Origin of the sequence: Mesorhizobium sp. M7A.F.Ca.US.006.01.1.1 (assembly GCF_003997935.1) — a bacterium.
In the GTDB taxonomy this organism is placed as follows: Bacteria; Pseudomonadota; Alphaproteobacteria; order Rhizobiales; family Rhizobiaceae; genus Mesorhizobium.
In genome coordinates this window covers 1-22,868 of the sequence record NZ_RZQL01000108.1, presented here as the reverse complement: position 1 = coordinate 22,868, position 22,868 = coordinate 1, and the positions used below count along the sequence as shown (strand labels likewise).

24 protein-coding genes, 1 tRNA gene and 1 pseudogene are annotated in these 22,868 nt (G+C 63.4%); 14 read left to right on the top strand and 12 right to left on the bottom strand.

Annotated features, from left to right (window positions below):
- The 5 genes and pseudogenes from EN943_RS19505 to EN943_RS19485 all read left to right on the top strand — a co-directional run.
- Positions 1-90 (top strand): annotated as a pseudogene (locus tag EN943_RS19505) (30S ribosomal protein S21); the annotation flags it as partial.
- 138 nt (positions 91-228) lie between these two features.
- A complete protein-coding gene (locus EN943_RS19500) occupies positions 229-1,071 on the top strand; it encodes a tetratricopeptide repeat protein (protein ID WP_027037653.1) in 843 nt (280 codons plus the stop codon).
- Positions 1,072-1,281: 210 nt separating this feature from the next.
- Entirely contained in the window at positions 1,282-1,758 is a 477-nt protein-coding gene (locus EN943_RS19495; RefSeq protein WP_027037654.1) for a DUF992 domain-containing protein, read from the top strand.
- 91 nt (positions 1,759-1,849) lie between these two features.
- Positions 1,850-2,332 carry a DUF992 domain-containing protein gene (locus EN943_RS19490; protein ID WP_127414224.1) on the top strand — a complete coding sequence of 161 codons (483 nt, stop codon included), beginning with the start codon at positions 1,850-1,852 and terminating at the stop codon, positions 2,330-2,332.
- A 202-nt stretch (positions 2,333-2,534) separates the two neighbouring features.
- Positions 2,535-3,965, top strand: coding sequence for an MFS transporter (locus tag EN943_RS19485; RefSeq protein ID WP_127414223.1), 1,431 nt, complete (start codon positions 2,535-2,537; stop codon positions 3,963-3,965).
- 11 nt (positions 3,966-3,976) lie between these two features.
- Here EN943_RS19485 and EN943_RS19480 read toward each other — a convergent pair whose 3' ends face one another.
- From EN943_RS19480 to EN943_RS19430, 10 genes are all read right to left on the bottom strand, one after another.
- On the bottom strand, positions 3,977-4,669 hold the full coding sequence (locus tag EN943_RS19480; RefSeq protein WP_127414222.1) for a response regulator transcription factor: 693 nt from the start codon (positions 4,667-4,669) through the stop codon (positions 3,977-3,979).
- A complete protein-coding gene (locus EN943_RS19475) occupies positions 4,666-7,392 on the bottom strand; it encodes a sensor histidine kinase KdpD (RefSeq protein WP_127414221.1) in 2,727 nt (908 codons plus the stop codon). Before EN943_RS19475 ends, EN943_RS19480 begins: the two co-directional genes overlap by 4 nt.
- A gap of 54 nt (positions 7,393-7,446) precedes the next feature.
- The gene (gene kdpC / locus EN943_RS19470; RefSeq protein ID WP_127414220.1) at positions 7,447-8,013 is read right to left on the bottom strand and encodes a potassium-transporting ATPase subunit KdpC; all 567 of its coding nucleotides are present in this window, start codon (positions 8,011-8,013) and stop codon (positions 7,447-7,449) included.
- An 11-nt stretch (positions 8,014-8,024) separates the two neighbouring features.
- Positions 8,025-10,118 (bottom strand): potassium-transporting ATPase subunit KdpB, encoded by a 2,094-nt coding sequence (kdpB, locus tag EN943_RS19465; protein WP_127414219.1) that lies wholly within the window; start codon positions 10,116-10,118, stop codon positions 8,025-8,027.
- Positions 10,115-10,312 carry a hypothetical protein gene (locus EN943_RS19460; RefSeq protein ID WP_245475911.1) on the bottom strand — a complete coding sequence of 66 codons (198 nt, stop codon included), beginning with the start codon at positions 10,310-10,312 and terminating at the stop codon, positions 10,115-10,117. Before EN943_RS19460 ends, kdpB begins: the two co-directional genes overlap by 4 nt.
- A gap of 25 nt (positions 10,313-10,337) precedes the next feature.
- Positions 10,338-12,041, bottom strand: coding sequence for a potassium-transporting ATPase subunit KdpA (gene kdpA, locus EN943_RS19455; protein ID WP_127414217.1), 1,704 nt, complete (start codon positions 12,039-12,041; stop codon positions 10,338-10,340).
- 21 nt (positions 12,042-12,062) lie between these two features.
- On the bottom strand, positions 12,063-12,152 hold the full coding sequence (locus EN943_RS19450) for a K(+)-transporting ATPase subunit F (protein WP_032808122.1): 90 nt from the start codon (positions 12,150-12,152) through the stop codon (positions 12,063-12,065).
- 448 nt (positions 12,153-12,600) lie between these two features.
- Positions 12,601-12,903 carry a DUF982 domain-containing protein gene (locus tag EN943_RS19440; RefSeq protein WP_127414215.1) on the bottom strand — a complete coding sequence of 101 codons (303 nt, stop codon included), beginning with the start codon at positions 12,901-12,903 and terminating at the stop codon, positions 12,601-12,603.
- 259 nt (positions 12,904-13,162) lie between these two features.
- Positions 13,163-13,387: an alkylphosphonate utilization protein gene (locus tag EN943_RS19435; RefSeq protein ID WP_013529641.1), complete on the bottom strand. Its 225-nt coding sequence runs from the start codon at positions 13,385-13,387 to the stop codon at positions 13,163-13,165.
- Positions 13,388-13,497: 110 nt separating this feature from the next.
- Positions 13,498-13,587, bottom strand: a tRNA-Ser gene (locus tag EN943_RS19430).
- 360 nt (positions 13,588-13,947) lie between these two features.
- Here EN943_RS19430 and EN943_RS19425 point away from each other — a divergent pair.
- The 5 genes from EN943_RS19425 to EN943_RS19405 all read left to right on the top strand — a co-directional run bounded on the left by EN943_RS19425 (position 13,948) and on the right by EN943_RS19405 (position 17,827).
- Positions 13,948-14,652 carry a hypothetical protein gene (locus tag EN943_RS19425; RefSeq protein ID WP_245475910.1) on the top strand — a complete coding sequence of 235 codons (705 nt, stop codon included), beginning with the start codon at positions 13,948-13,950 and terminating at the stop codon, positions 14,650-14,652.
- A gap of 310 nt (positions 14,653-14,962) precedes the next feature.
- Complete coding sequence (locus tag EN943_RS19420; protein ID WP_127414214.1) at positions 14,963-15,286, top strand: hypothetical protein; 324 nt, start codon at positions 14,963-14,965, stop codon at positions 15,284-15,286.
- Between the two features lie 100 nt (positions 15,287-15,386).
- Positions 15,387-16,052, top strand: a complete 666-nt coding sequence (gene msrA / locus EN943_RS19415; protein ID WP_127414213.1) for a peptide-methionine (S)-S-oxide reductase MsrA — start codon at positions 15,387-15,389, stop codon at positions 16,050-16,052.
- Between the two features lie 208 nt (positions 16,053-16,260).
- The gene (locus EN943_RS19410; protein ID WP_024502791.1) at positions 16,261-17,250 is read left to right on the top strand and encodes a BMP family ABC transporter substrate-binding protein; all 990 of its coding nucleotides are present in this window, start codon (positions 16,261-16,263) and stop codon (positions 17,248-17,250) included.
- A gap of 136 nt (positions 17,251-17,386) precedes the next feature.
- A complete protein-coding gene (locus tag EN943_RS19405) occupies positions 17,387-17,827 on the top strand; it encodes a GNAT family N-acetyltransferase (protein WP_245475909.1) in 441 nt (146 codons plus the stop codon).
- Here EN943_RS19405 and EN943_RS19400 read toward each other — a convergent pair.
- Both EN943_RS19400 and EN943_RS19395 read right to left on the bottom strand, forming a co-directional pair.
- Positions 17,822-18,217: a hypothetical protein gene (locus EN943_RS19400; protein WP_127414225.1), complete on the bottom strand. Its 396-nt coding sequence runs from the start codon at positions 18,215-18,217 to the stop codon at positions 17,822-17,824. The two genes, EN943_RS19405 and EN943_RS19400, sit on opposite strands and share 6 nt — an antisense overlap.
- 167 nt (positions 18,218-18,384) lie before the next feature.
- Positions 18,385-18,591 carry a SlyX family protein gene (locus EN943_RS19395; protein ID WP_206517352.1) on the bottom strand — a complete coding sequence of 69 codons (207 nt, stop codon included), beginning with the start codon at positions 18,589-18,591 and terminating at the stop codon, positions 18,385-18,387.
- A 230-nt stretch (positions 18,592-18,821) separates the two neighbouring features.
- Here EN943_RS19395 and EN943_RS19390 point away from each other — a divergent pair, with 230 nt between their 5' ends.
- From EN943_RS19390 to cdd, 4 genes are all read left to right on the top strand, one after another.
- Complete coding sequence (locus tag EN943_RS19390; protein WP_127414211.1) at positions 18,822-20,354, top strand: ABC transporter ATP-binding protein; 1,533 nt, start codon at positions 18,822-18,824, stop codon at positions 20,352-20,354.
- Complete coding sequence (locus EN943_RS19385; protein ID WP_127414210.1) at positions 20,351-21,490, top strand: ABC transporter permease; 1,140 nt, start codon at positions 20,351-20,353, stop codon at positions 21,488-21,490. The genes EN943_RS19390 and EN943_RS19385 overlap by 4 nt, the downstream gene beginning before the upstream one ends.
- A gap of 1 nt (position 21,491) precedes the next feature.
- Positions 21,492-22,463, top strand: coding sequence for an ABC transporter permease (locus tag EN943_RS19380; protein WP_127414209.1), 972 nt, complete (start codon positions 21,492-21,494; stop codon positions 22,461-22,463).
- A gap of 61 nt (positions 22,464-22,524) precedes the next feature.
- A partial coding sequence (cdd, locus tag EN943_RS19375; RefSeq protein WP_127414208.1) for a cytidine deaminase occupies positions 22,525-22,868 on the top strand: 344 nt, incomplete at its 3' end.

The following is a 22,868-nucleotide window of genomic DNA, read 5'->3' as shown; positions in this document are numbered from 1 at the left end:
CGCGAAGGCCTGCTGCCGATGACGCCGCGCCCTGTTGCTGCCGGCGCCGCTGGTGGTGCAGGTGGCGCTCCGCGTCCGCCGCGGTTCTAACGCCAATTTTTCGTCCTTTTCGAAGGATATCAGAGGTGGCGCGATGTGGAATCGCCGCCACCTTTTTGTTTTGATGTGACCGGTCCGGAGGGGGAGCCGGACCTGAACGACGCGGCTTGAAGTGAGGACAGGGCAGACATGAACGCAACAAGCGTGGAGCGCGGGACCGCATTGCGTGGTTTCGCCCTGACAGCAGCCCTGCTCTCCGGACTGGCGCTTGCCGGCTGCCAAACGGCGGGCCCGACCGGTGAATTCAACAACATCGACAAGGCGCAAGGCTCGAGCGAGAACATTTCCTCGCTGTCGGGCGTCATCCAGCGCAATCCCCAGGATCCCGAAGGCTACAATGTGCGCGGCTCGGCCTATGGCCGTGGTGGCCAATACCAGGCGGCGCTCAAGGATTTCAACCAAGCCATCCAGCTCAATCCGAATTTCTTCCAGGCCTATTCGAATCGCGCGCTCATCCAGCGCTTCCTCGGCAACCAGGAAGCCGCGCTGGCGGACTATAACCGTTCGATCCAGATCAACTCGAACTATGACGCCGCCTATATCGGCCGCGGCAATCTCTACCGCAAGGCGGGTCGCACCCAGGACGCCTTCAACGACTTCCAGAAGGCGATCCAGCTCGATACGACCGACGCGCGCGCCTACCACAATCGAGGCCTGATCTATCAGAGCCAGGGTCAGCACAAATTCGCCATCGAGGACTTCTCGACCGCCATCTCGCTGGCGCCGGACGCCGCCGAGCCCTACAACGGCCGCGGCCTCTCCTATCTGGCGACCAACGACGAGGACAACGCCTTCTCCGATTTCAACATGGCGATCAAGCTCGACGGCAGGAATGCCGAGGCCTGGTCCAACCAGGCGCTGATCTACGAGCGGCGCGGCGACAAGGCCAAGGCGGCGAAATCCTACAAGGAAGCCGTTCGGCTCGATCCGACCTACCAGCCGGCCAAGGATGGCCTCGCCCGCGTCAGCTGATCTCGATTTCGGCAAGCGTTTCCCATACAAATCCGCGTGACATCCAAGTGCCGCGGGATCCTTGCGTGTCCGAAAGGACGCACTTCGCAACCGCGCATTAACCCCGGCAGGAGGCTTTCGGCCCCTGCCTTGATCGCGCCAAGTTTTCAGCGGAACGGTCTACCCACTCAAGCCGTTGTTGAAAAAGTAATTCGCGAAAGGACCCTCCCAATGATCAAGAAACTCGCCTGCGCCGCAGCCCTCGCCACGACGATGTTCGCGGTGGCTCCAGCCAGCGCCGGCAAGCTGCAACTCGGCACGCTCGATTGCACCATCGACGGCGGCACCGCTTATATCGTGGCTTCCAACAAGGGCGTGTCCTGTGTCTTCCGGCCTCATCATCACGGGCCGTCCGAGGTTTACACAGGCGTCATTTCCAAGATCGGCCTCGATGTCGGCCAGACGCATCAGGGCCAGCTGGTCTGGGCCGTGCTGGCTGCGACCCGGGACAGTGACGGTGGCGATCTCGCCGGCAGCTATTACGGCGTCAACGCCGAGGCAAGCGTGGTGACCGGCGGTGGCGCCAACCTGCTGGTTGGCGGCCTGGACAGCGCCTTCATGCTGGAGCCGCTCAGCGTCCAGGCGCAGACCGGCGTCAACCTTGCCGTGGCCGTGACCTCGCTCCAGCTGATCCACTCGTTCAAGTGATTGCATGGAGCCATGCGCTCCATGCCCCCTCACCCCGCGGCGCGGAACCAGATAGGATGGTTCCACGCCGTTGATTTTTGAGGGGACCATCATGCTGAAGACAGCCATTGCCGCTGCCGTATTCGCCACTGTGTTTGCCGGGGCGGCGCAAGCCCAGGACCAGGGCATAGAGCTCGGCACGCTCGATTGCGCCATCGGCGGCGGCACTGGCTTCATTTTCGGCTCGAGCAAGGATTTGAGCTGCACCTTCAACCCCGCCGACAAAAGCTTCGCGCCGGAAGCCTATTTCGGCGCCGTCAACAAATACGGCCTCGACATCGGCACGACGAAGCAGACGATCATGCAGTGGATCGTGCTGACGCCGCTGAAGAACATCTATGCGCCGGGTGCGCTGGCCGGCGACTACATCGGCGCCAGCGCGGAGGTGACGGCCGCCGTCGGCGCTGGCGCCAATCTGCTGGTCGGCGGCTCCTCTCAGGCCTTCACCTTGCAGCCGCTCAGCTTGCAGACGCAGACCGGCATGAACCTCGCGATCGGCGTCAGCCAGTTCCAGCTGCGCAGCACCGAGAACTGATCGCGCCACCGGACCGCAAACATATCCCAAGAAATTCGCTTGAGCTCAACCGCGGTTGAGGTTTTACAAGCCTGCCCCGAACGCAACAACGCCTTGATGCGGCGCGCAATCCGGCGCTGTCGATTCGCATGGTCCTGCCGGAATCCCGCACTGGCTTCTGGCGTCCTGCGCCGGCGTCAAGATATGGAAGTCAGGGGTGGAAATGACCGAAATCAGCACAAACAGGGTCGACTGGCGCGCATTGTGGGCAAGCGGCGACCTGGCGCGCTTCTGCTTCATCAGCCTCGGCATTCTGCTGCACGCCACCAACGAGACGATGGTGGCAACGGTGATGCCGGCCATGGTCGGCGAACTGGCGGGCGTACAGCTCGTCGGCTGGTCGCTGGCCATCTACGGCGCCATCGTTGCCGGCGCGGCCGCCGGACGACTGGTGAGTTATGTCCCCTTGCGCACCAACATGGTGGTCGCCGCGCTGCTTTACGCAGCAGGCGCCCTGATCTGCGCCACCTCGCCTTCCATGCAACTGTTCCTCGCCGGCCGCCTGATCGAAGGACTTGGCGGCGGTGCGCTGGTGTCGCTGGCCTTCGTCTCGGTCGAGCGACTGTTCTCACGCGCCATCTGGCCGCAGCTTTTCGGCATCATGTCGGCGATCTGGGGCGTCGCCGCCTTCAGCGGACCATTGCTCGGCGCGATCATGACCGAGCTTTTGTCATGGCGCTGGGCCTTCGGCATCTTCACACTCGGCGGCGCCGCCATGGCGCTGGCAAGCTTCCTCGTGCTCAACACGCCGCAGGCGACGAAGCCGAGGGCGAGCACGGGCGGGGCGCCGCCCTTCCCGTTCGCGGCCCTTGTCTGCCTTGCCGTCGCCGTGGTGCTGATCGCCTCGGCCGGCGTCGACATCGCCTTGCTGCGCTCCTCGCTGCTGATGGCCGTCGGCCTCATCGGGCTGGTGCTGTTCTTCACCATCGACGCGCTGAAGCCGCGTTCGCGGCTGTTCCCGGCGCGGCTGTTCTCATGGCGCACGCCGGTCGGCGCCGGCATGACCATGGTTGCCGCTTTTTCGGTGGCGACCTGTTCCTTCGGCGTCTACGGGCCGCTGCTGCTGACCAGCCTGCACGACATTCCGCTGCTGACCACCGGCTACATCATCGCCGCCGAATCGATCGCCTGGTCGATCCTGTCGATCCTCGTCGCCAACGCACCGCCGCAACGCGAGCGGCTGATCATCGTTGGCGGCGCGGTGATGATCGCGGCCGGCATCGCCGGCTTTGCCTACACGATACCCCTGGGCTCCATCCCGCTGATCCTGATGTGCGCCCTGTTGCAAGGCGGCGGCTTCGGCATCGCCTGGCCGTTCCTGACGCGCGTCATCGTCGCCTCCGCCCCGGAGAGCGAGCAGACCATCGCCTCGGCGGCGGTACCGACCATGCAGCGCATCGGCTATGCCGTGGGCGCCGCACTCGCCGGCATCGTCGCCAATGCCAGCGGCTTTTCGCAAGGCTTGAACCACGACGCGGCGGCGAATGTCGCGTCCTGGCTGTTTCTCGCCTTCGTGCCGCTCGGCATTGTCGGCTGCCTAGCGGCCTTGCGGGTTTCCAGACCGTTTGGTCGGCAGCTGGAAGCGATCGGCTAATTCCAACCCGCTCACTCGACCTCGCGCAGGCGATATCCGACACCCGTCTCGGTGGTGATGTAGCGCGGCTGGTCGGGGCTCTTCTCGATCTTTTGCCTGAGCTGGCGCACATAGACCCTGAGATACTGCACGTCGGTCGAGTCGCCCCAGACCTGCTTCAACAGGAAATGGTGGGTCAGCACCTTGCCGGCGTGCTGCACCAGCATGCGCAGGATGTCGTATTCCTTCGGCGACAGCTTTACCTCCTTGCCCTGGACCTTGACGAGGCGCTTGACCAGGTCGACGCTGAGATCACCGGTCTGGAAAATCGGCTTCTCGCCCTGCTGCTGGAACTTGTGGCGGAGCGCCACCCGAATACGTGCGACCAGTTCGTTCATGCCGAAAGGTTTGGTGACATAGTCGTCGGCACCGAGTTCCAGGGCCTGGACGATACCGGCCTCGTCGGTCCGGCTGGACAGGATGACCACCGGAATGTCGAGCCCGTCGTCGCGCCATTTGCGCAGCAGTTCATGGCCGCTCATGCCGGGCAGGCCAAGGTCGAGCAGGACGAGGTCCGGCTTCTCCGCCTCCATCAGCTCGATCGCCACCCGGGCATTCGGCGCCTCGCTGATCGCGTAGCCCTGGCTGCCGAGCCCGACGCGCAGCAGCTTGCGGATCGGCGGCTCGTCATCGACGACCAGTATCCTGACGTTCGAGTTTGTCATGCCAGGTCACCCACATCGTCGGTATTCGAAGCGTCGAAATTGGGCGGATTTGCCGGCTTGGGCATCTTGATGGTGAACACCGCGCCCGAACGGTCGGTCCGGTTTGCCGCTGTGATCGTGCCACCCATCGCCTCGATGAAGCCGCGACAGATCGACAGCCCGAGCCCGGTGCCGGCGCGGACCTGATCGCGCTTGCGCACCCGATAGAAAGTATCGAAAATCCGCTCCAGATCGCCGGGAGGAATGCCCGGCCCTTCATCCATGATCTGCAGCAGGACGGAGCCATTGTCGGTCCAGCCCTGCACGCGGATCGTCGAGCCTTCCGGGGCATATTTCGCCGCATTGTCGAGAAGATTGAACAGCGCCTGCTCGAACAGCACCGGGTCGACCTTCAACATCGGCAGATCCCTGGGGATGTCCGTCTCGATCTTGTGCTCGCCAATAATTTTCCTGGCCCTTTGCAGGGCGGAGCCGACGATGTCGCCGACATAGTGAAAAGCGTAGTTCGGCTCCATCGCGCCGGACTCGATCTTGGTCATGTCGAGCAGATTGGCGATGAAGCGGTTCAGCCGCTCGGATTCGTCGAGCACCGTCGACAGCAGTTCGGCCCGGTCCGGTTCGGGAAGTGCTGCTGAAAAATCCCGCAGCGTGCCGGCCGCGCCCATGATGGCGGCGAGCGGCGTCTTCAGATCATGGGAAATGGAGGTGAGCAGCGCCGAGCGCAGCCTGTCCGCCTCGGCCGCGAGCTTGGCGCGGTCGACGTCGGCGACCAATTGAATACGCTCGATAGCGACCGCAGCCTGGTCGGCCAGCGCGTCGAGCAGGCGCTGCTGCTCGGGCGTCAGCAACGGCCCCTGCTTGTCGTTGTCGAGGCCGACGACACCGATTGCCGTGCGCCCGGTCCGCAAGGGCAGATAGAGACGCTTGGCGCCGGGAAGCGTGTCGGCGCCGCGACCCGCGGCACGATTGTGCTCCCAGGCCCAGCGGGCGGCGGCGATGTCGGCTTCGGCCAGCGTGTCATCAGGCGGATAGCCGGCCTTGACGGTGATCGTCCCGTCTTCCGGCAAAAGCAGCACCACCCGCAGCTTCAGCATCGAGGCGATCTGGAAGGCCGTGGCCCAGAGAACGTCGTCCAGTGTCCCGGCGCCGGCGAGCTTCTTTGAGAAGAGGTAGATGTCCTCGGTCGCCCGCGCTCGTGAGCGGGCGGCGACCGCCTGGCGCTGTACACGCGCCGTCAGATTGCTGGCGATGACCGCAACGACCAGAAACACGCCAAGCGCGACGATGCTTTCCGGATCCCTGATCGTCAGCGTATAGCGGGGCTCCAGGAAGAAATAATTGAAGGCTAGGGCGCTGACGAAACAGGCATAGAGAGCCGGCCACAGGCCGCCGGTCACCGCCGATGCCAGCACCCCGATGAGAAGGATGATCGCCAGATTGCGAACGTCGAGGAACTGGTCGAGAAGGACGGCGAAGGCGAGCGAGCCGATGACAAAGGCCGTGGCCTTGAGATAGGGCCAGATTTCGAACTGCCACTGCTCGTCCGCCGCCTTGACGCTCCGCGACGACGCCTCGCTTCGTTCGTTTCCTGAAATGACATGGACGCTGATGTCGCCGGCGTTGCGGATGAGATCGTAGGTGAGCGAGCCTTCGATCAATTCGCGCCAGCGCGACCGGGTCGGCCTGCCGACCACGATATGGGTGAAATTGTTCGCCGTCGCATAACGCACGATGTCCTGCGCCACATTCTGGCCCGGAATGGTCGTCACCTCGGCGCCAAGCTGTTGGGCAAGGCGCAGGTTCGTCGCCAGCCGGTCCTTGTCGTCCTCGGGCATGCTGGCCGAACGCGTGCTGTCGACGTGCAGCGCCGTCCATGGGGCACGCAGCCGGTCAGCCAGCCTGCGTGCATAGCGCACGCGGGCCGCTCCTCCCGGTCGAGCGTCGAGGCAGACGAGAACCCTTTCGCCTGCCGCCCACGGTCCGGGAATGGCGTGCGCCTGCATATGGATCAGCAACTGGTCGTCGACACGCTGTGCGGTGCGGCGCAGCGCCAGTTCCCTGAGCGCTGTCAGATTGCCGGGCGAGAAATAGTTCTCGATCGCGCGCTGCGCGGTGTTCGGGAAATAGACCTTGCCTTCCTCGAGCCGCTTGATCAGGTCGTCAGGGGTGAGATCGATGATCTCGACATCGTCGGCCTGGTCGATGATGGAATCGGGAACCGTCTCGCGGACCCTGACCTTGGTGATCTGGGCGACGACGTCGTTCAGGCTTTCGACATGCTGGATGTTGAGCGTCGTGTAGACGTCGATGCCGTGCGTCAGGATTTCCTGGACGTCGAGATAACGCTTGGGATGGCGGCTGCCGGGCGCATTGGTGTGGGCGAGTTCGTCGACAAGAACCAGCGCCGGGCGCCGGGCGAGGATGGCGTCGATATCCATCTCGTCGAGGATGCGCCCCTTGTAATCGACCTTGCGGCGGGGAATGACCTCATAGCCCTCGACCAGGGCCAGCGTCTCCTTGCGGCCATGCGTTTCGACGACGCCGATCACCACATCGACGCCATCGGCCAGCCTGGCGCGGCCCGACATCAGCATCTCATAGGTCTTGCCGACGCCGGGTGCCGCGCCGAGGAAAATCCTCAGCCGGCCGCGCCCCTCCCGCTCGGCATGGTCAAGCAGTGCGTCGGGTGAGGGTCTGGCGTCGCTGCTTCTGTCGTCAGGCATCGGGATCGATCATGGATGGCGCCGGGGGTACTGTCGATCCCCGGCCCGCACCATTCACTGTTTCGCGGCGTCCAGCGCAAGGTTGAGGCCAAGCACATTGACCACAGGCTCGCCCATGAAGCCAAGCTCCCTGCCCTCGACTTGGGCATCGACAAGCGCCTTGATCTTGGCTTCGTCGATGCCCCTGGCCTTGGCCACCCGGGCGACCTGGAAGTAAGCGGCTTCCGGGCTGATGTCGGGATCGAGGCCGCTGCCGGACGTCGTCACCAGGTCCATCGGCACGGGCTGGTTCGGGTTTTCCGCTTTCAACTTCTCGACATCGCCCTTGATACGATCGATCAGCTTGGGATTGGTCGGGCCGAGATTGCTGCCACTCGAGGCGGCCGCATTGTAGCCGTCGCCGGCAGCCGAGGGGCGGCCGTGGAAATACTTGTCGCCGGCAAACCCCTGGCCGATCAGTTCGGAGCCGATGATCTTGCCGTCCTTCTCGACCAGGCTGCCATTGGCCTGACGCGGGAACAGCGCCTGGGCGATGCCGGTCATGCCCAGGGGATAGATCAGGCCGGTCAGGACCGTGAAGAAGACGATCATGATGATCGCGGGTCTTATCTGGGTAAGCATGGGTATATTCCTTAAGCGAGGCCAAGCGCGGTGACGATCATGTCGATCGCCTTGATGCCGACGAAAGGCACGATGAGGCCGCCGAGGCCGTAGACAAGCAGGTTGCGGCTGAGCAGCGCGCCGGCGCCGATGGCCCGATATTTGACGCCCTTCAGCGACAGCGGGATCAGCGCGATGATGATCAGCGCGTTGAAGATGATGGCCGACAGGATGGCACTCTGCGGCGTTGCCAGATGCATGACGTTGAGTGCCTGCAACGGGCCGGTCGTCTGTCCAGGTGCGACGTAGAAGACGGCGAACATCGCCGGGATGATGGCGAAATACTTGGCGACGTCGTTGGCGATCGAGAAGGTCGTCAGCGAGCCCCGCGTCATCAAGAGCGCCTTGCCGATCTCCACGATCTCGATGAGCTTGGTCGGATCGCTGTCGAGATCGATCATGTTGCCGGCCTCGCGCGCGGCGACCGTGCCGGTGTTCATTGCGACACCGACATCGGCTTGTGCAAGGGCGGGTGCATCGTTGGTGCCGTCGCCGCACATGGCCACCAGCTTGCCCTTGGCCTGTTCGTCGCGGATCAGCTTGAGCTTGTCCTCCGGCGTGGCCTGGGCGAGGAAGTCGTCGACGCCGGCTTCCGCGGCGATCGCCGCCGCCGTCATCGGGTTGTCGCCGGTGATCATCACCGTGCGGATGCCCATGCGGCGCAGTTCGGTGAAGCGCTCCCTGATGCCGCCCTTGACGATGTCCTTGAGGTGGATGACGCCGAGCAGGCGGCCGTCGCGTTCGACCGCCAGCGGCGTGCCGCCGGACTTGGCGATCTCGTCGGCGATGGCCTGGAGATCCCTGACGGTATCGCTGCCGGGCCGCGTGCCATGGGCGGCAACCGTCGACTGGTTGACATGGGCAAGCACGGAATCCACGGCGCCCTTGCGCACCGACGAACCATCGATGTCGACGCCGCTCATACGGGTTTGCGCTGTGAAGGGCACGAAGGTGGCGTGCAGCGTTGCCATGTCGCGGGCGCGGATGGCGTATTTCTCCTTGGCCAGCACGACGATGGAGCGGCCTTCCGGCGTTTCGTCGGCGAGCGAGGCCAGCTGGGCCGCGTCGGCCAGTTGCTGCTCGGTGACACCCTTGACCGGGCGAAACTGCGTCGCCTGGCGGTTGCCGAGCGTGATCGTGCCGGTCTTGTCGAGCAGCAGCGTGTCGACGTCGCCTGCGGCTTCCACGGCGCGACCCGACATGGCCAGCACGTTGAATCGCACCAGACGGTCCATGCCGGCGATGCCGATGGCCGAAAGCAGCGCGCCGATCGTGGTCGGGATCAAGGTGACGAACAGCGCCACCAGAACGGTCACCGAGATATAGCCGCCCGAATAGGAAGCAAAACTCGGGATCGTCGCGGTGGCCAGCACGAAGATCAGCGTCATGCCGACGAGCAGGATGTTGAGCGCGATCTCGTTCGGCGTCTTTTGGCGCTCGGCACCTTCGACCAGCGAGATCATGCGGTCGAGGAAGGTGTGGCCGGAAGCCGCTGTGATGCGCACGCGGACCCAGTCGGACAGCACCTGCGTGCCGCCGGTGACCGCCGAACGATCGCCGCCGGATTCGCGGATGACCGGCGCGGATTCGCCCGTGATCGCAGCCTCGTTGACCGAAGCGACGCCTTCGATCACCTCGCCGTCGGACGGGATGATGTCGCCGGCCTCGACCAGCACGGCATCGCCGACCTTGAGGCTGGTGCCGGGCACGAGTTTGTATCTGGTGCGGTCTTCACCGGTCAAAAGCTTGGCCTGGGTCTCGGTGCGTGCCTTGCGCAGCGAATCCGCCTGCGCCTTGCCGCGGCCTTCTGCGACCGCTTCGGCGAAGTTGGCGAACAGCACGGTAAACCAAAGCCAGATGATGATCTGCAACGTGAATTTGAGATCGCCGCCTCCGGTGACCAGGTCCTTGACGAACAGCACCGTGGTGAGCGCCGAGACGACGGCAACGACGAACATCACCGGGTTCCTGGCCAGCGTGCGCGGGTCGAGTTTGCGGAAGGCGCCGCCAATGGCGGGAAGCAGGATGCTGGCATCCATGATGCTGGCTGATTTCGAGTGGCTCATTTTGAAGCTCCGGCTTCGGTGTTGTTGGACGGCACCGGATGATCGGATGCCGAAAAGAGATGGGGCGGCCCGTAGGCCAGCAGCCAGAGGACGAGCATGACTGCCGCAAGGCCGAGAAACGTCGACAGGGTCGGGAAAGGAGGAGGTCTCTCCTCCTTTCCGTGATCGTCCCTGTGGCCGACCTTGCGGCGCATGGCATTGAACCAGGACATGACGGTCTCAGAAGGTCTGCCCGTGAGCCATCGCCAGGTGCTCGATGATCGGCCCGACGGCGAGCGCCGGGAAGAAGGTGAGGCCACCGACGATCAGGATGACGCCGACCAGCAGCCCGACGAACAGCGGGCCATCGGTCGGGAAGGTGCCGGCGGAGGCCGGAACCGTTTTCTTCGCCACCAGCGAGCCGGCAATGGCCAGCGCCGGGATGATGACCAGGAAGCGGCCCATCAGCATGCCGATGCCGATGGTGATGTTGTACCATGGCGTATTGCCGCTGAGGCCGCCAAAGGCCGAACCGTTGTTGGCCGCCGCCGAAGTGTAGGCATAGAGGACCTCCGAGAAGCCGTGCGGGCCGGCATTGCCCATCGACGCCACGCCGGTCGGCAGCACGACGGCGATGGCCGTGAAGATCAGCATCGCCAGCGGCAGGCACAGTATGGCCAGCATCGCCATCTTGACCTCCTTGGCCTCGATCTTCTTGCCGAGATATTCGGGCGTGCGGCCGACCATCAGGCCGGCGACGAAGACGGCGACGACGATGTACATCAGGATGCCGTAGAGGCCCGCGCCGACACCGCCGACGATGACTTCGCCAAGCTGCATGTTGATGATCGGGATCATGCCGCCGAGCGCCGTGAACGAGCCGTGCATGGCGTTCACCGCGCCACAGGAAGCGGCCGTGGTGATGACGGCAAACAGCGCCGACAAGGCGATGCCGAAACGCGTCTCCTTGCCCTCCATGTTGCCGCCGTCGATGCCCAGCGCATGCACCAGCGGGTTGCCAGCGGCTTCCGCCCAGTAGCAGATGGCGACACCGGCGATGAACATGACGCCCATGGCCGAGAGAATCGCCCAGCCCTGGCGCTGGTTGCCGATCATGCGGCCGAAGACATTGGTCAGGGCGGCGCCGATGGCGAAGATCGACACCATCTGGATCAGGTTGGAGATCGCGTCGGGGTTCTCGAACGGGTGCGCGGCATTGGCGTTGAAGAAGCCGCCGCCATTGGTGCCGAGCATCTTGATGGCCACCTGCGAAGCGACCGGGCCGACGGCGATGGTCTGCTGCGCGCCTTCCAGCGTCGTGGCGTTTACATAGGCGCCGAGCGTCTGCGGCATGCCGAGCCAGACATAGACCAGCGTCAGCACGATGCAGAACGGCAGCAGCAGATAGAGTGTGGAGCGGGTCATATCGACCCAGAAATTGCCGATCGACTTGCCCGAAGCCCGGGCAAAGCCGCGGATCAGCGCGATGGCGATGGCAATGCCGGTGGCCGCCGAAACGAAGTTCTGCACCGTCAGCCCGGCCATCTGCACGAGATAGGACATCGTGCTCTCGCCACCATAGTTCTGCCAGTTGGTGTTGGTCATGAAGCTGGCGGCGGTGTTGAACGCGAGCCCAGGTTCAACCGCTGTCATGCCGGCCGGATTGTAAGGCAGGCTGCCCTGCAGGCGCTGCAGGACATAGAGCACCAGGAAGCCGGCAAGGTTGAAGAGCAGCAGGGCGACCGCGTAGGTGGTCCAGTGCTGTTCCTCGCGTTCGCTGGTTCCGCAAACACGGTACAGCCCGCGCTCAAGCGGGCCGAAGAGGGGCGAAAGCAGCGTCCGGTCGCCGTTGAAGACGCGGTGCATGTAGCCGCCGAGCGGCTTCACCAGCAATATGACGATCCCGCAATAGACCAGGATCTGTATCCAACCGTTCAGTGTCATGGCTGTGGGCTTTCCGTGCCTTCAGAAGCGTTCTGGACGAACGAGGGCGTATGTCAGGTAGGCGAGCAGGAACAGCGTAACGCCGCCACCGAGAATATAGTCGACGATCATTTTCTCAGCCTCGCTCTAGAGCGCGTCACAAGCTTTGACGTAGGCGAAACAAAGGGCGAAGAACAAAATTCCGATCCCGATAACGGCCATATCCATTGTGTTTATTCCTTTTGTTCTTTTGTACTTTGCGAATTTGACAGGAGAGTTCGCAATATCTCGAAAGTGGCCCGGCGCATCTTTGGCGACGGAACCGATTGTGTTTTCTGAAGGGAATATGGACCCGATCGCCATAAAGGTTCGAGACGGGGCGCAGTGGAAAGAAATAGGAATTTTATAAAGATTTTTGCGCGGGCTCTTCCCGACACGCAGGGATTGTCGCGCAAGACACACGGCCAGCCACAGGATTTGCGATTTCCTTGCGAGCTGCCGGAAAGGCGAAAGCCCGGCTGGGGGCCAGCCGGGCTTTCTATGGTGGTGTGGCTTCAGCCGCCACGGAGAACATCAATCTTCAGGCGGCGTAGCCGCCATAGCCACGTGCAACGGCGTGCACGCCCGCCACTGGCTCGAGGTCCGGCCACAGGATGCCGGCGGCTTGCACGAATTCGAGCAACGCCCGTCGTGCCTGCTCGATGGTCACATAGCCCGGAATGGCCAGATCACATGTCTCCACCGCGTTTCGGTAAAGCGGGCCGCGACGGGAGGTCGTCCAATTGGTGAGGAAATCGTGCATTTCGGCCAGCGAGGCAATCTCGCGCTTGAAGCCGAGGCCGACCGACAGTGCGACCGGTGAATGAAACAGCTTGTCGTGCATGAAGCGGGCTCCTGATTTTTTCGCGCGCTTGGAGAGATATCCGGGCGGATCCGCGAACGGGACGCCGTGAAACGCGCAACGAGGCCGGAGGTTCCAGCTTGGGACTTGGCGATTTTTTTGATTGTGCCTGGTCGGCGAAATTATCAATGCGCAACGCAACGATCGCGTGCGGGACGCTCAACGGCTCCGCAGCCCCTTGGCGACGGCAGGCTCTCCAAAATCCCGCAGGAGCCATCGAGATCGCTTGCCGCCTTGAGGCTCACGCCTTCTTCACGAACTCGGTCTTGAGCACCAGGCCTTTCACTTGCTTGGTGTTGCATTCGATCTCGCCGGGATTGCCGTTCAGGCGGATGGCCTTCACCAACGTGCCGCGCTTGATCGTCTCCGAAGTGCCTTTGACTTTGAGGTCCTTGATCAGCGTGACGGAATCGCCGTCATTCAATTGAGCGCCATTGCTGTCGCGCACGATTACATCGTTCGGCATGCCATCTCCTGTGATTGGCAGGTTTCAAGAGCAGAGCGCGGCGGGATATTTACCGCCCTGCTTCGCAGAGGCTCGGGCTTGTCCTGCGAAGCTCGTAGAGCGAAGCAGAATGGCGGAGAGAGCGGGATTCGAACCCGCGTTACGGTCTCCCGTAAACACACTTTCCAGGCGTGCGCCTTCAACCACTCGGCCACCTCTCCGTCCATGCATGTCACGTCGGCCGGTTTTGCCGCGCGGGTTGGGGAGATGCACCTCCCTTGGGGCAAGGCGGAACTTCCGCCATCGGCGTCGCCAACCAGCAAACGCCTTCCCCGGCACCTGAGCCGTCGAAGCAACAGGCGCGGGGCTCATCTAGTCGATCCGGCGCCGAATGCCAAGCCATAACGGCAGTCTATTCGCTTTGCCGGCCACACAGTGTTTCACAAGGCCGCCGGCATGCCCGTTTTTGCGGGCGCCGCCGCTGCAATGGTGTGCACAGGCAGGACCGCAGGGACGGCCGCCCTTGACTTCCCCCGGAGTTGCCTGTCGGGTGCCGAGGCTTTGCGGGGCATTGTGCGGACATGACATCGAGCAATGGACAGACGCCAGTCAGGCGGCCGGACAGCGGGCTATCCTTCGTGCCGGTGGGCTGGCTTGTCTTCGTCATGGCGTGGTCGGTCTACGGCCTGATCTCCGTCTGGTCGGCGGTCGGCGCCACCGGCATGCCAGACAGTGTGTTTTACCTTATCTATGCCGGACTCGTCATCGACATCGTCACCATCCTGTGGGGACTTTACCTGCTCGGCCTCGCCTTCGGCCGCTCGGCCCGCTTCCCGCGCCGGTTCACCATCTGGCAGGTCGCCACAATCGTCTGGCTGGTGGCCTGGCAGGCCTGTGCACTGACGATTTCGGATTTCGTCTTTTCAAGCCAGGCGCTCGCCATCACGGCTGCTCAAATCGCCATCGGCGCTCTCTGCATCCATCTGCTGCGCCGTGGATCCGAAGCCGATGCCGTTTATGTCAATCCGGAAACCGAAAGCCCATCGGCCTTCGTCTCGGTCCTCGCCGCGCTGCTCGGCATTGTCCTGGGCGCGGTCATCGGCGCCGTGGCCGGATTCGCCATCGGCTCGGTGATCGCTGATGCCACCGAGATGAGCTGTTTCGAGGGCGCCTGCGGCTATTTCGCGGTGTTCACTGGCCTGGCCGGCCTGGTGATCGGCGCCATTGGCGGCGGCTTTTTTGCCGTCTGGCGTGTCCATCGGCGCAAAAGGAAGCCTGCCGCATAGTTCGCGCAGGGCAACGAATCCGAGTTCACCCGGCCTTTAGAGACTTCGCCGGCGCGTCGGTTTGCCAGGCACCCAAACGCAAAAACCCGCCAGTGCGGCGGGTCGTCGGCGCAACTCAACACCATACCCAAATTATTAGCATAGCTGCCCTCACATGTCAATGAAAAGCCACCCGACCGACTGTCGTCCGGTCTGCTGTTGACCTGAGTTTGAAGTCTGCAAATTCGCGTATGGCGATTGCGATCCAGCCATGCGCATTCTATCTCTGAAAGGCCCCTCGGGAGGGGGACCAGCCCGGAGGAGGGTTCTGATGTTTCGCTTCGTCTTTCGTCTTGCCGCAATGATCGCGCTATCGATTTCCGTCATCATGGCGGTGCTCGACGCGACACGCACCGTGGCGGCCTCCGTGCTGGTGCTGACCCCGCTCAACGCCAGTTGGCTGGCGGTCTCGCCCGACACGCGGGCCGCCTTCGAGACCTTCATCCGAACCAAGGCCAGCCCGCTGCTGTGGGACGGCGCCATCGCCTGGGTGCTGAACCAGCCGGGCTTCGCCGTGTTCGCGGTGCTGGCTTTCCTGCTCTATGCGATAGGCTACAGGCGGTCACCGCGTACCGGGCAATTCGCCGCCACCTAGAGCATCGGACCCAAAAGCGGTTGCCGGTTTTGGGAAACCCGATGCTCAAACAAAGCCGCCGTCATGCGGCTTCTTGCGTTCACCCGAAGAGGAGCCGCGCATGTTCTTTCTCAGCGACATGCTGAACAAGAAGCTCAATCTGCCGAAGCCCTCCGAGGCTCTGCCGGGCCGCGCCAGGGCGATCCCGACCGCATCCAGGCACAAGGTCTTGAAAAGACCGCTCAAGGGTCCTTATCCCGAGAGGCTGGAGACGGCGATGTTCGGACTCGGCTACTTCTGGGCTGCGGAGCGGCTGTTCTGGCAGATCGAAGGCGTCTGGGTCACCGCGGCCGGCTATGCCGGCGGCTTCACGCCCAATCCGACCCATCAGGAGACCTGCACCGGGCTTACCGGTCATGCCGAAGTGGTGCTGGTGGTCCATGACCCCGAGATCGTCTCCTATGCTGGGCTTCTGAAGCTGTTCTGGGAAAGCCACGACCCCACGCAAGGCATGCGCCAGGGCAATGATGTCGGCACCGCCTATCGCTCCGCGATCTACACGAGCGACGAGGCGCAATTGTCGGCGGCGAGCGCCTCGCGCGATGCGTACGAGACCTCACTGCGCGGTGCCGGCCACGGCAGGATCACCACCGAGATCGCCCCGGCGGCCGAATTCTACTTCGCCGAAGCCGATCACCAGCAATATCTGGCGAAGAACCCTTACGGCACTTGCAACCTCAAAGGCACCGGAGTCGCTTGCGCCATCCCTGCCAGCGCGTCCATCTGACACTTGGCGCAAGGACAAGCTGCGGTGCGGCTTGCCCGCACCAAGCTTTTCCAAAAGGTCAAAATTCCGCGTGAATTTTGTTTCGGGCCATGCCAGATTGCCGCCGAGCGGGAGGGAATACACTCCTGGCTGACGTCGCATGCCTGCCGGAGAACCGGGCCGGCATGCGGTGCGTAACGGAAAAAATAACCGACAGGGTGTGGATCACATGAAACGTATCGTTCTCGGCCTCCTGGCCGCAACCGCAATGGTTCTTCCGGCTTTCGCCGCGGATGTCCAGCCGGCCATCCTCTATGATCTTGGCGGCAAATTCGACAAATCCTTCAACGAGGCCGCCTATCACGGCGCCGAGAAATTCAAGACGGAAACCGGCACGGCTTACGTCGAATTCGAGGTCTCCAATGCCTCGCAGCGTGAGCAGGCGCTGCGCCGCTTCGCCGAGGACGGCCACAACCCGATCGTCATGGCCGGCTTCGCCTGGGAGGATGCGCTGAAAAAGGTCGCGGCCGAATACCCCGATCTCAACTTCGCCATCATCGACGACGCCGTCGACATGCCCAATGTCCGCTCGCTGGTATTCAAGGAAAACGAAGGCTCCTATCTCGTCGGCATCATGGCGGCGATGGCCTCGAAGTCCAAGAAGGTCTCCTTCGTCGGCGGCATGGACATCCCGCTGATCCGCAAGTTCGAATGCGGCTATGTCGGCGGCGCCAAATCGGCCGGCGCGACCGATGTCATCCAGAACATGACCGGTGACACGCCGGCTGCCTGGAACGATCCGGCCAAGGGCGGCGAGATCGCCAAGACGCAGATCGACCAGGGTTCCGACGTGGTCTATGCCGCGGCAGGCGGCACCGGCGTCGGCGTGCTGCAGGCAGCGGCGGATGCCGGCAAGCTCGGCATCGGCGTCGATTCCAACCAGAACGGCCTGCAGCCCGGCAAGGTGCTGACCTCGATGCTGAAGCGCGTCGACGTCGCCGTCTACACCGCCTTCATGGACGGCAAGAACGGCACCTTCAAGGGCGGCGTCGAGAATCTGGGCCTCAAGGAAGGCGGCGTCGACTACGCCATGGACGACAACAACAAGGCGCTGGTGACGGACGAGATGAAGGCGGCCGTCGAAAAGGCCAAGGCCGACATCATCGCCGGCAAGGTCGAAGTGCACGACTATACGACTGACAACGCCTGCCCCTATTGAGCGGCACGGACATACGACCATGATCTGCAAACCGCCGGGCGCCAGCCCGGCGGTTTTGCCTTATACGGATCGATCGAAACCTTCGCTCCGTGCCAGACATCGTTTCGGGAGATAGATGCAGCCGACGATCGAACCCATGAGCGAGCACGACGTAGCAGCGGTCGCGCAACTGCGCCTGGCTGCCTTTTTCGAGGGAACCGGAAGAAGCCTCGGGGAAGACGCGGCAGGGCTTCGCGACTTGATCGCCGGTGACGGCTTCGAGGCGGCATTCGTGGCCCGGATCGGCGACACCCTGGTCGGGACATGCCTGCTGGTCCGCCACGAGCTGGAGGCCATGCATGATGTGACGCCATGGCTGGCCGGGTTGGTTGTCGATGCAAAGTATCGGCGCCGAGGCATCGCCACCGCGCTGGTCAAGGCAACGGAAGCCCATGCGGCGTCACGGGGCGTCGCGATGCTCTATCTCTACACATGGGATGCGCGTGATTTCTACGCGGCCCTCGGCTGGAATACAGTTGAGATATGCGGTTCGGAGGGCGAGACGATGGCGCTGATGGCGCGCCGGCCTCGCCTATAGCAGCTTCGCGACGAGACAACCCACCGCGAATGCCACCATCAGTCCGGCGGCAACCACAAATTCACGCCGGCCGCCCAGCGTGTGCAGGCCGACGCCGTATGGCCGCCGCGACAGGCTTCGGATCACGGTTGGCGGCCTGGCGTCGCTCAGGCCAGAACTACGCATCTGCGGCAGCTCGCCAATCCGCTGCGTGATCTGCTTCCAGCGCTCTTCGCCATCTCCCGGTTCGGCACGGTCGAAGACGTGCATGCGCTCGGCAAGTCGCACGACCTCGTCGCGGAAGGCCGGGTCGATCTCCAGATCACGTTCGGCCCGTTCGCGCTCCGCATCGTTCATCAGGCCACGCACATAGTCGCTGGCCCGCGCGATGCGATCGCTTTCACTGACCACGGCGTGCACCCTCCCCTTTTCCTCAGAGACTGTTTCGAAATTCGCTCTGGCGAGTCATATGATGGTGATTTCGAGAACCGTAGCGGAGCGGACATTTGGTCCGTGAGCAACGGAAGCGCAGAAAACGCCGTCAGATGGCCGCCAGAGTAGAATTTCCAAACAGTCTCTCACCAGTGCGGCGGCTTGGTTACTGGCACTTCATCTCCTGTCTGCTCCTCCAGCGCCAGGAAGCGATCCGTAAGCGAGTCCAGCTTGCGCTGCATGCGCTCGATCACTTTCCACTGCTCGGCGATCTGGCCGGACAGTTCCTCGATGGTCTTCTCCTGCTCGGCGGCGCGGATTTCCAGCGTCGTCAGCCGGTCGGCGGGCATGATCATGTGAATTCCCCAATCTTCACCGCGATGTCGTTGACCGCGATGTCTTGCGCCGTGATGCGAATTTCGGCGCCGTCATACTAGCGAATGTGAAGGCCCCGGCCACGTTGCAAATTGACAAGCGCACCGGGATTTGTCGAGAGTGAACCTGCTCCGCCAATTGGCACGGGCGGAGCGTCATGCTAGGCGTTTTGACCAAGCGATAAAAAAATAAGAGTGGGACAGGCTGCATGGCGCAAGCCGCAATCGAGTTGATCGGCATCAACAAGAGTTTTGGTGCGGTGCGCGCCAACCGGGACATCAACCTTGAGATCGGTCGCGGCACGATCCACGGCATTGTCGGCGAGAACGGAGCTGGCAAGTCGACGCTGATGTCGATCCTCTACGGCTTCTACCAGGCCGACAGCGGCGAGATCCGCGTTGGCGGCCAGCCGGCCTCGATCAAGACCCCCAATGACGCCATCGCGCTCGGCATCGGCATGGTGCATCAGCACTTCATGCTGGTCGACAATTTCACGGTGCTGGAGAACGTCATCCTCGGCGCCGAAAGCGATGCGCTCTTGAAGAAGAGCATCGCCAAGGCGCGCTCCGAACTGGAGCGGCTGGAGCGTGAATACGGGCTGGAAGTCGATCCCGATGCAATCATCGAGGAACTGCCGGTCGGCCTGCAACAGCGTGTCGAGATCCTGAAAGCACTCTATCGCGGCGCCGAGATCCTGATCCTCGACGAGCCGACGGGCGTTTTGACACCGGCCGAGGCCGACCATCTGTTCCGCATCCTTCGGCAGTTGAAGGACCAAGGCAAGACGGTGGTGCTGATCACCCACAAATTGCGCGAGATCATGGCCATCACCGACACGGTGTCGGTGATGCGCCAGGGCACGATGGTGGCGACGCGCGAGACAGCCAAGACCACGGTCGAGGAACTGGCCGAGCTGATGGTCGGGCGGCGCGTGCTCTTGCGGGTCGAGAAGGGCGAGGCCGAGGCCGGCGCCATCAAGCTCGCGGTCAAGAACCTGACGGTCAGGGATACGCGCGGCGTCACCATGGTCGACGACATCTCCTTCGATATCAGGGCCGGCGAGATCGTCGGCATCGCCGGTGTCGCCGGCAACGGACAATCCGAACTGCTCGAGGCGATTTCCGGCATCAGGCGCGCCGTGTCCGGCTCGGTCATGCTCGACGGCAAGCCGATCGACCTGACCGGTGCGGCAGATCCCGGCGAATTGCGCGACCGTGGCCTGGCGCATGTGCCGGAGGACCGCCATCACGTCGGGCTGGTGCTGGCCTTCGAGGAGAACGAGAATTCGATCCTCGGCTATCACGACGATCCCCGCTATTTGAAAGGGCCGTTCCTCAACATCGATGCCATCCGCAACGATGCCAGGGACAAGATCACGAAATACGATATCCGGCCGGCCGACTGCCGGCTCAAGACCGCCAATTTCTCCGGCGGCAACCAGCAGAAGATCGTGCTGGCGCGGGAGATGGAACAGGACCCGGGTGTTCTGATCGTTGGCCAGCCGACACGCGGCGTCGATGTCGGCGCCATCGAATTCATCCACAAGCGCCTGATCGCCATGCGCGACCAGGGCAAGGCGGTGCTGGTGGTGTCGGTCGAGCTGGACGAGATCCGCTCGCTGTCCGACCGTATCCTGGTGATGTTTGCCGGCCGCATCGTCGGCGAGCGCGGTCCCGAAGCGACCGAAGGCGAGCTCGGCTTGCTGATGGCCGGCGTCGAGCATCAGGAGGCCGCAGAGTGAGCACGCCTTACGCCAAACTGCCGGCCTGGGCTGACTATGGCCTGATCCCGCTGATCAATCTGTTCGTTGCCTTCGTCGTCGCCGGCTTCGTCGTGCTTCTGGTCGGTGAGAATCCGCTGCGCGCAGCCGTCATCCTGGTCGAAGGCGCCTTCGGCAAAGGCACAGGCATCGCCTTCACCCTCTTTTATGCCACCACCTTCATCTTCACCGGGCTTTCGGTGGCGGTGGCCGCGCATTGCGGCCTGTTCAACATCGGCACCGAGGGGCAGGCCTACATCGCCGGCCTCGGCATCGCCATCGTCTGCCTGAGCTTCGACAGCACACTGCCATGGTGGCTGACCTTCCCGCTGGCGATCATTGCGGCGGCGGCGGTGGGTGCATTGTGGGCGCTCATCCCGGCCTATCTGCAGGCCAAGCGTGGCTCGCACGTCGTCATCACCACCATCATGTTCAACTTCATCGCCGCCTCGATCATGGTTTACCTGCTGGTCGGCCCGTTGAAGCCGGCCGCCTCGCAAGCGCCGCAGACGCGCAACTTCCTCGCCGGCGCGGAATTGCCCAAGCTCAACTGGATCATCGAGCTGTTCGGCGCCAAGATCCGTTCGGCGCCGCTCAACGTCACCTTCCTGCTGGCGCTGGTCATGGCCTTCCTGGTCTGGCTGCTGATCTGGCGCACCAAGCTCGGCTATGAGATGCGCACCTACGGTCACAGCCCGAAGGCGGCACGCTATGCCGGCATTTCCGAAACCCGCATCATCATCACCGCCATGATGATCTCGGGCGGGCTGGCCGGCATGATGGCGCTCAATCCGGTGATGGGCGATCAGCACAATGTCGCCATCGACTTCGTTTCCGGCGCCGGCTTCGTCGGCATCGCCGTGGCGCTGATGGGCCGCCTGCATCCGGTCGGCATCGTGCTGGCGGCGATCCTGTTCGGCATGCTCTACCAGGGCGGCGCCGAACTCGCCTTCGAGATGCCGGCGATCAGCCGCGACATGATCGTCATCATTCAAGGCCTGGTGATCCTGTTTGCCGGTGCCCTCGAGCACATGTTCCGGCCCTACATCCAGGCGCTGTTCGCCTCGTTCAGTCCGCGATCGGTAGGCATGGAAGCGGTCAAGGGGAAAGGTGCCTGAGATGGATGTGTTCAACGCGATCATCCAGACACTGGACTCCACCATCCGCCTCTCGGTGCCGCTGCTGCTTGCCTGCCTCGCCGGGCTCTATTCGGAACGCGCCGGCATCTTCGACATCGGCCTCGAAGGCAAGATGCTGGTCGGCGCCTTCGCCGGCGCGGCCGCCGCTTCCGTGTTCCATTCGGCCCTTCTCGGCCTCGGCATGGCGATCCTGATCTCGGTCGCCTTCGCCATGATCCACGGCTTTGCCTCGATCACCCATCGCGGCAACCAGATCGTCTCCGGCGTGGCGATCAATTTCATCGCCGCCGGCTCGACCATCATCCTTGGCCAGGCCTGGTTCCAGCAGGGCGGGCGCACGCCGGCGCTGCAACCGAGCGAGCGCTTCGAGGCCATCACCCTGCCCGGCGCCGAGGCCATCCGCGACGTGCCGATCATCGGGCCGATCTATGCCGAGCTCCTGTCGGGCCACTCGATCCTGGTCTATCTTGCCTTCCTGATGGTGCCGTTCACCTGGTGGGTGCTGTTTCGCACCCGCTTCGGCCTGCGCCTGCGCGCCGTAGGCGAGAACCCGGCCGCCGTCGACACCGCCGGGATATCGGTCGCCTGGCTGCGCTACAGGGCGCTGATCTGCACCGGCATCCTCACCGGCATTGCCGGCGCCTACCTGTCGATGGTGCAAAATGGCGGCTTCGTGAAGGACATGACCGCGGGCAAGGGCTACATCGCGCTGGCTGCCCTGATCTTTGCCAAGTGGAAGCCGGTCAACGCCATGTTCGCCTGTCTTCTGTTCGGCTTCCTGGACGCGGCGTCGATCCGCCTGCAAGGCTCGCCGCTGCCCATCATCGGCAAGGTGCCGGCGCAGTTCATGCAGGCGCTGCCCTACATCCTCACCGTCATCCTGCTCGCCGGCTTCATCGGCAAGGCCATTCCGCCACGCGCCGGCGGCGTGCCTTATGTCAAGGAACGTTGAGCGGCGGGCCGGCCTTGCGCCGGGTTTGGTTTTGAACACGATCATCGGAGAGAACACCTGAATGTCGCATGATCTGTTCGAGGCCGCCAAGGCCGCCATGGCCAAGGCCTACGCGCCCTATTCCAGGTTTCCGGTCGGCGCTGCCTTGCGCACCGAGGACGGGCGCGTCTTTACCGGCGCCAACATCGAAGTCGCCTCCTATCCGGAAGGCTGGTGCGCCGAGACCACGGCGCTCGGCCACTACATTATGGGCGGCGGCGGCAAGATCGTGGAGATCGCCGTCCTTGCCGAACGCATGGCCAAATGCTCGCCTTGCGGCGGCTGCCGCCAGCGCCTTGCCGAATTCTGCCGGCCGGAAACAAAGCTCTATCTCTGCGACAATGCAGGTGTGGCCGAGACCGTGAC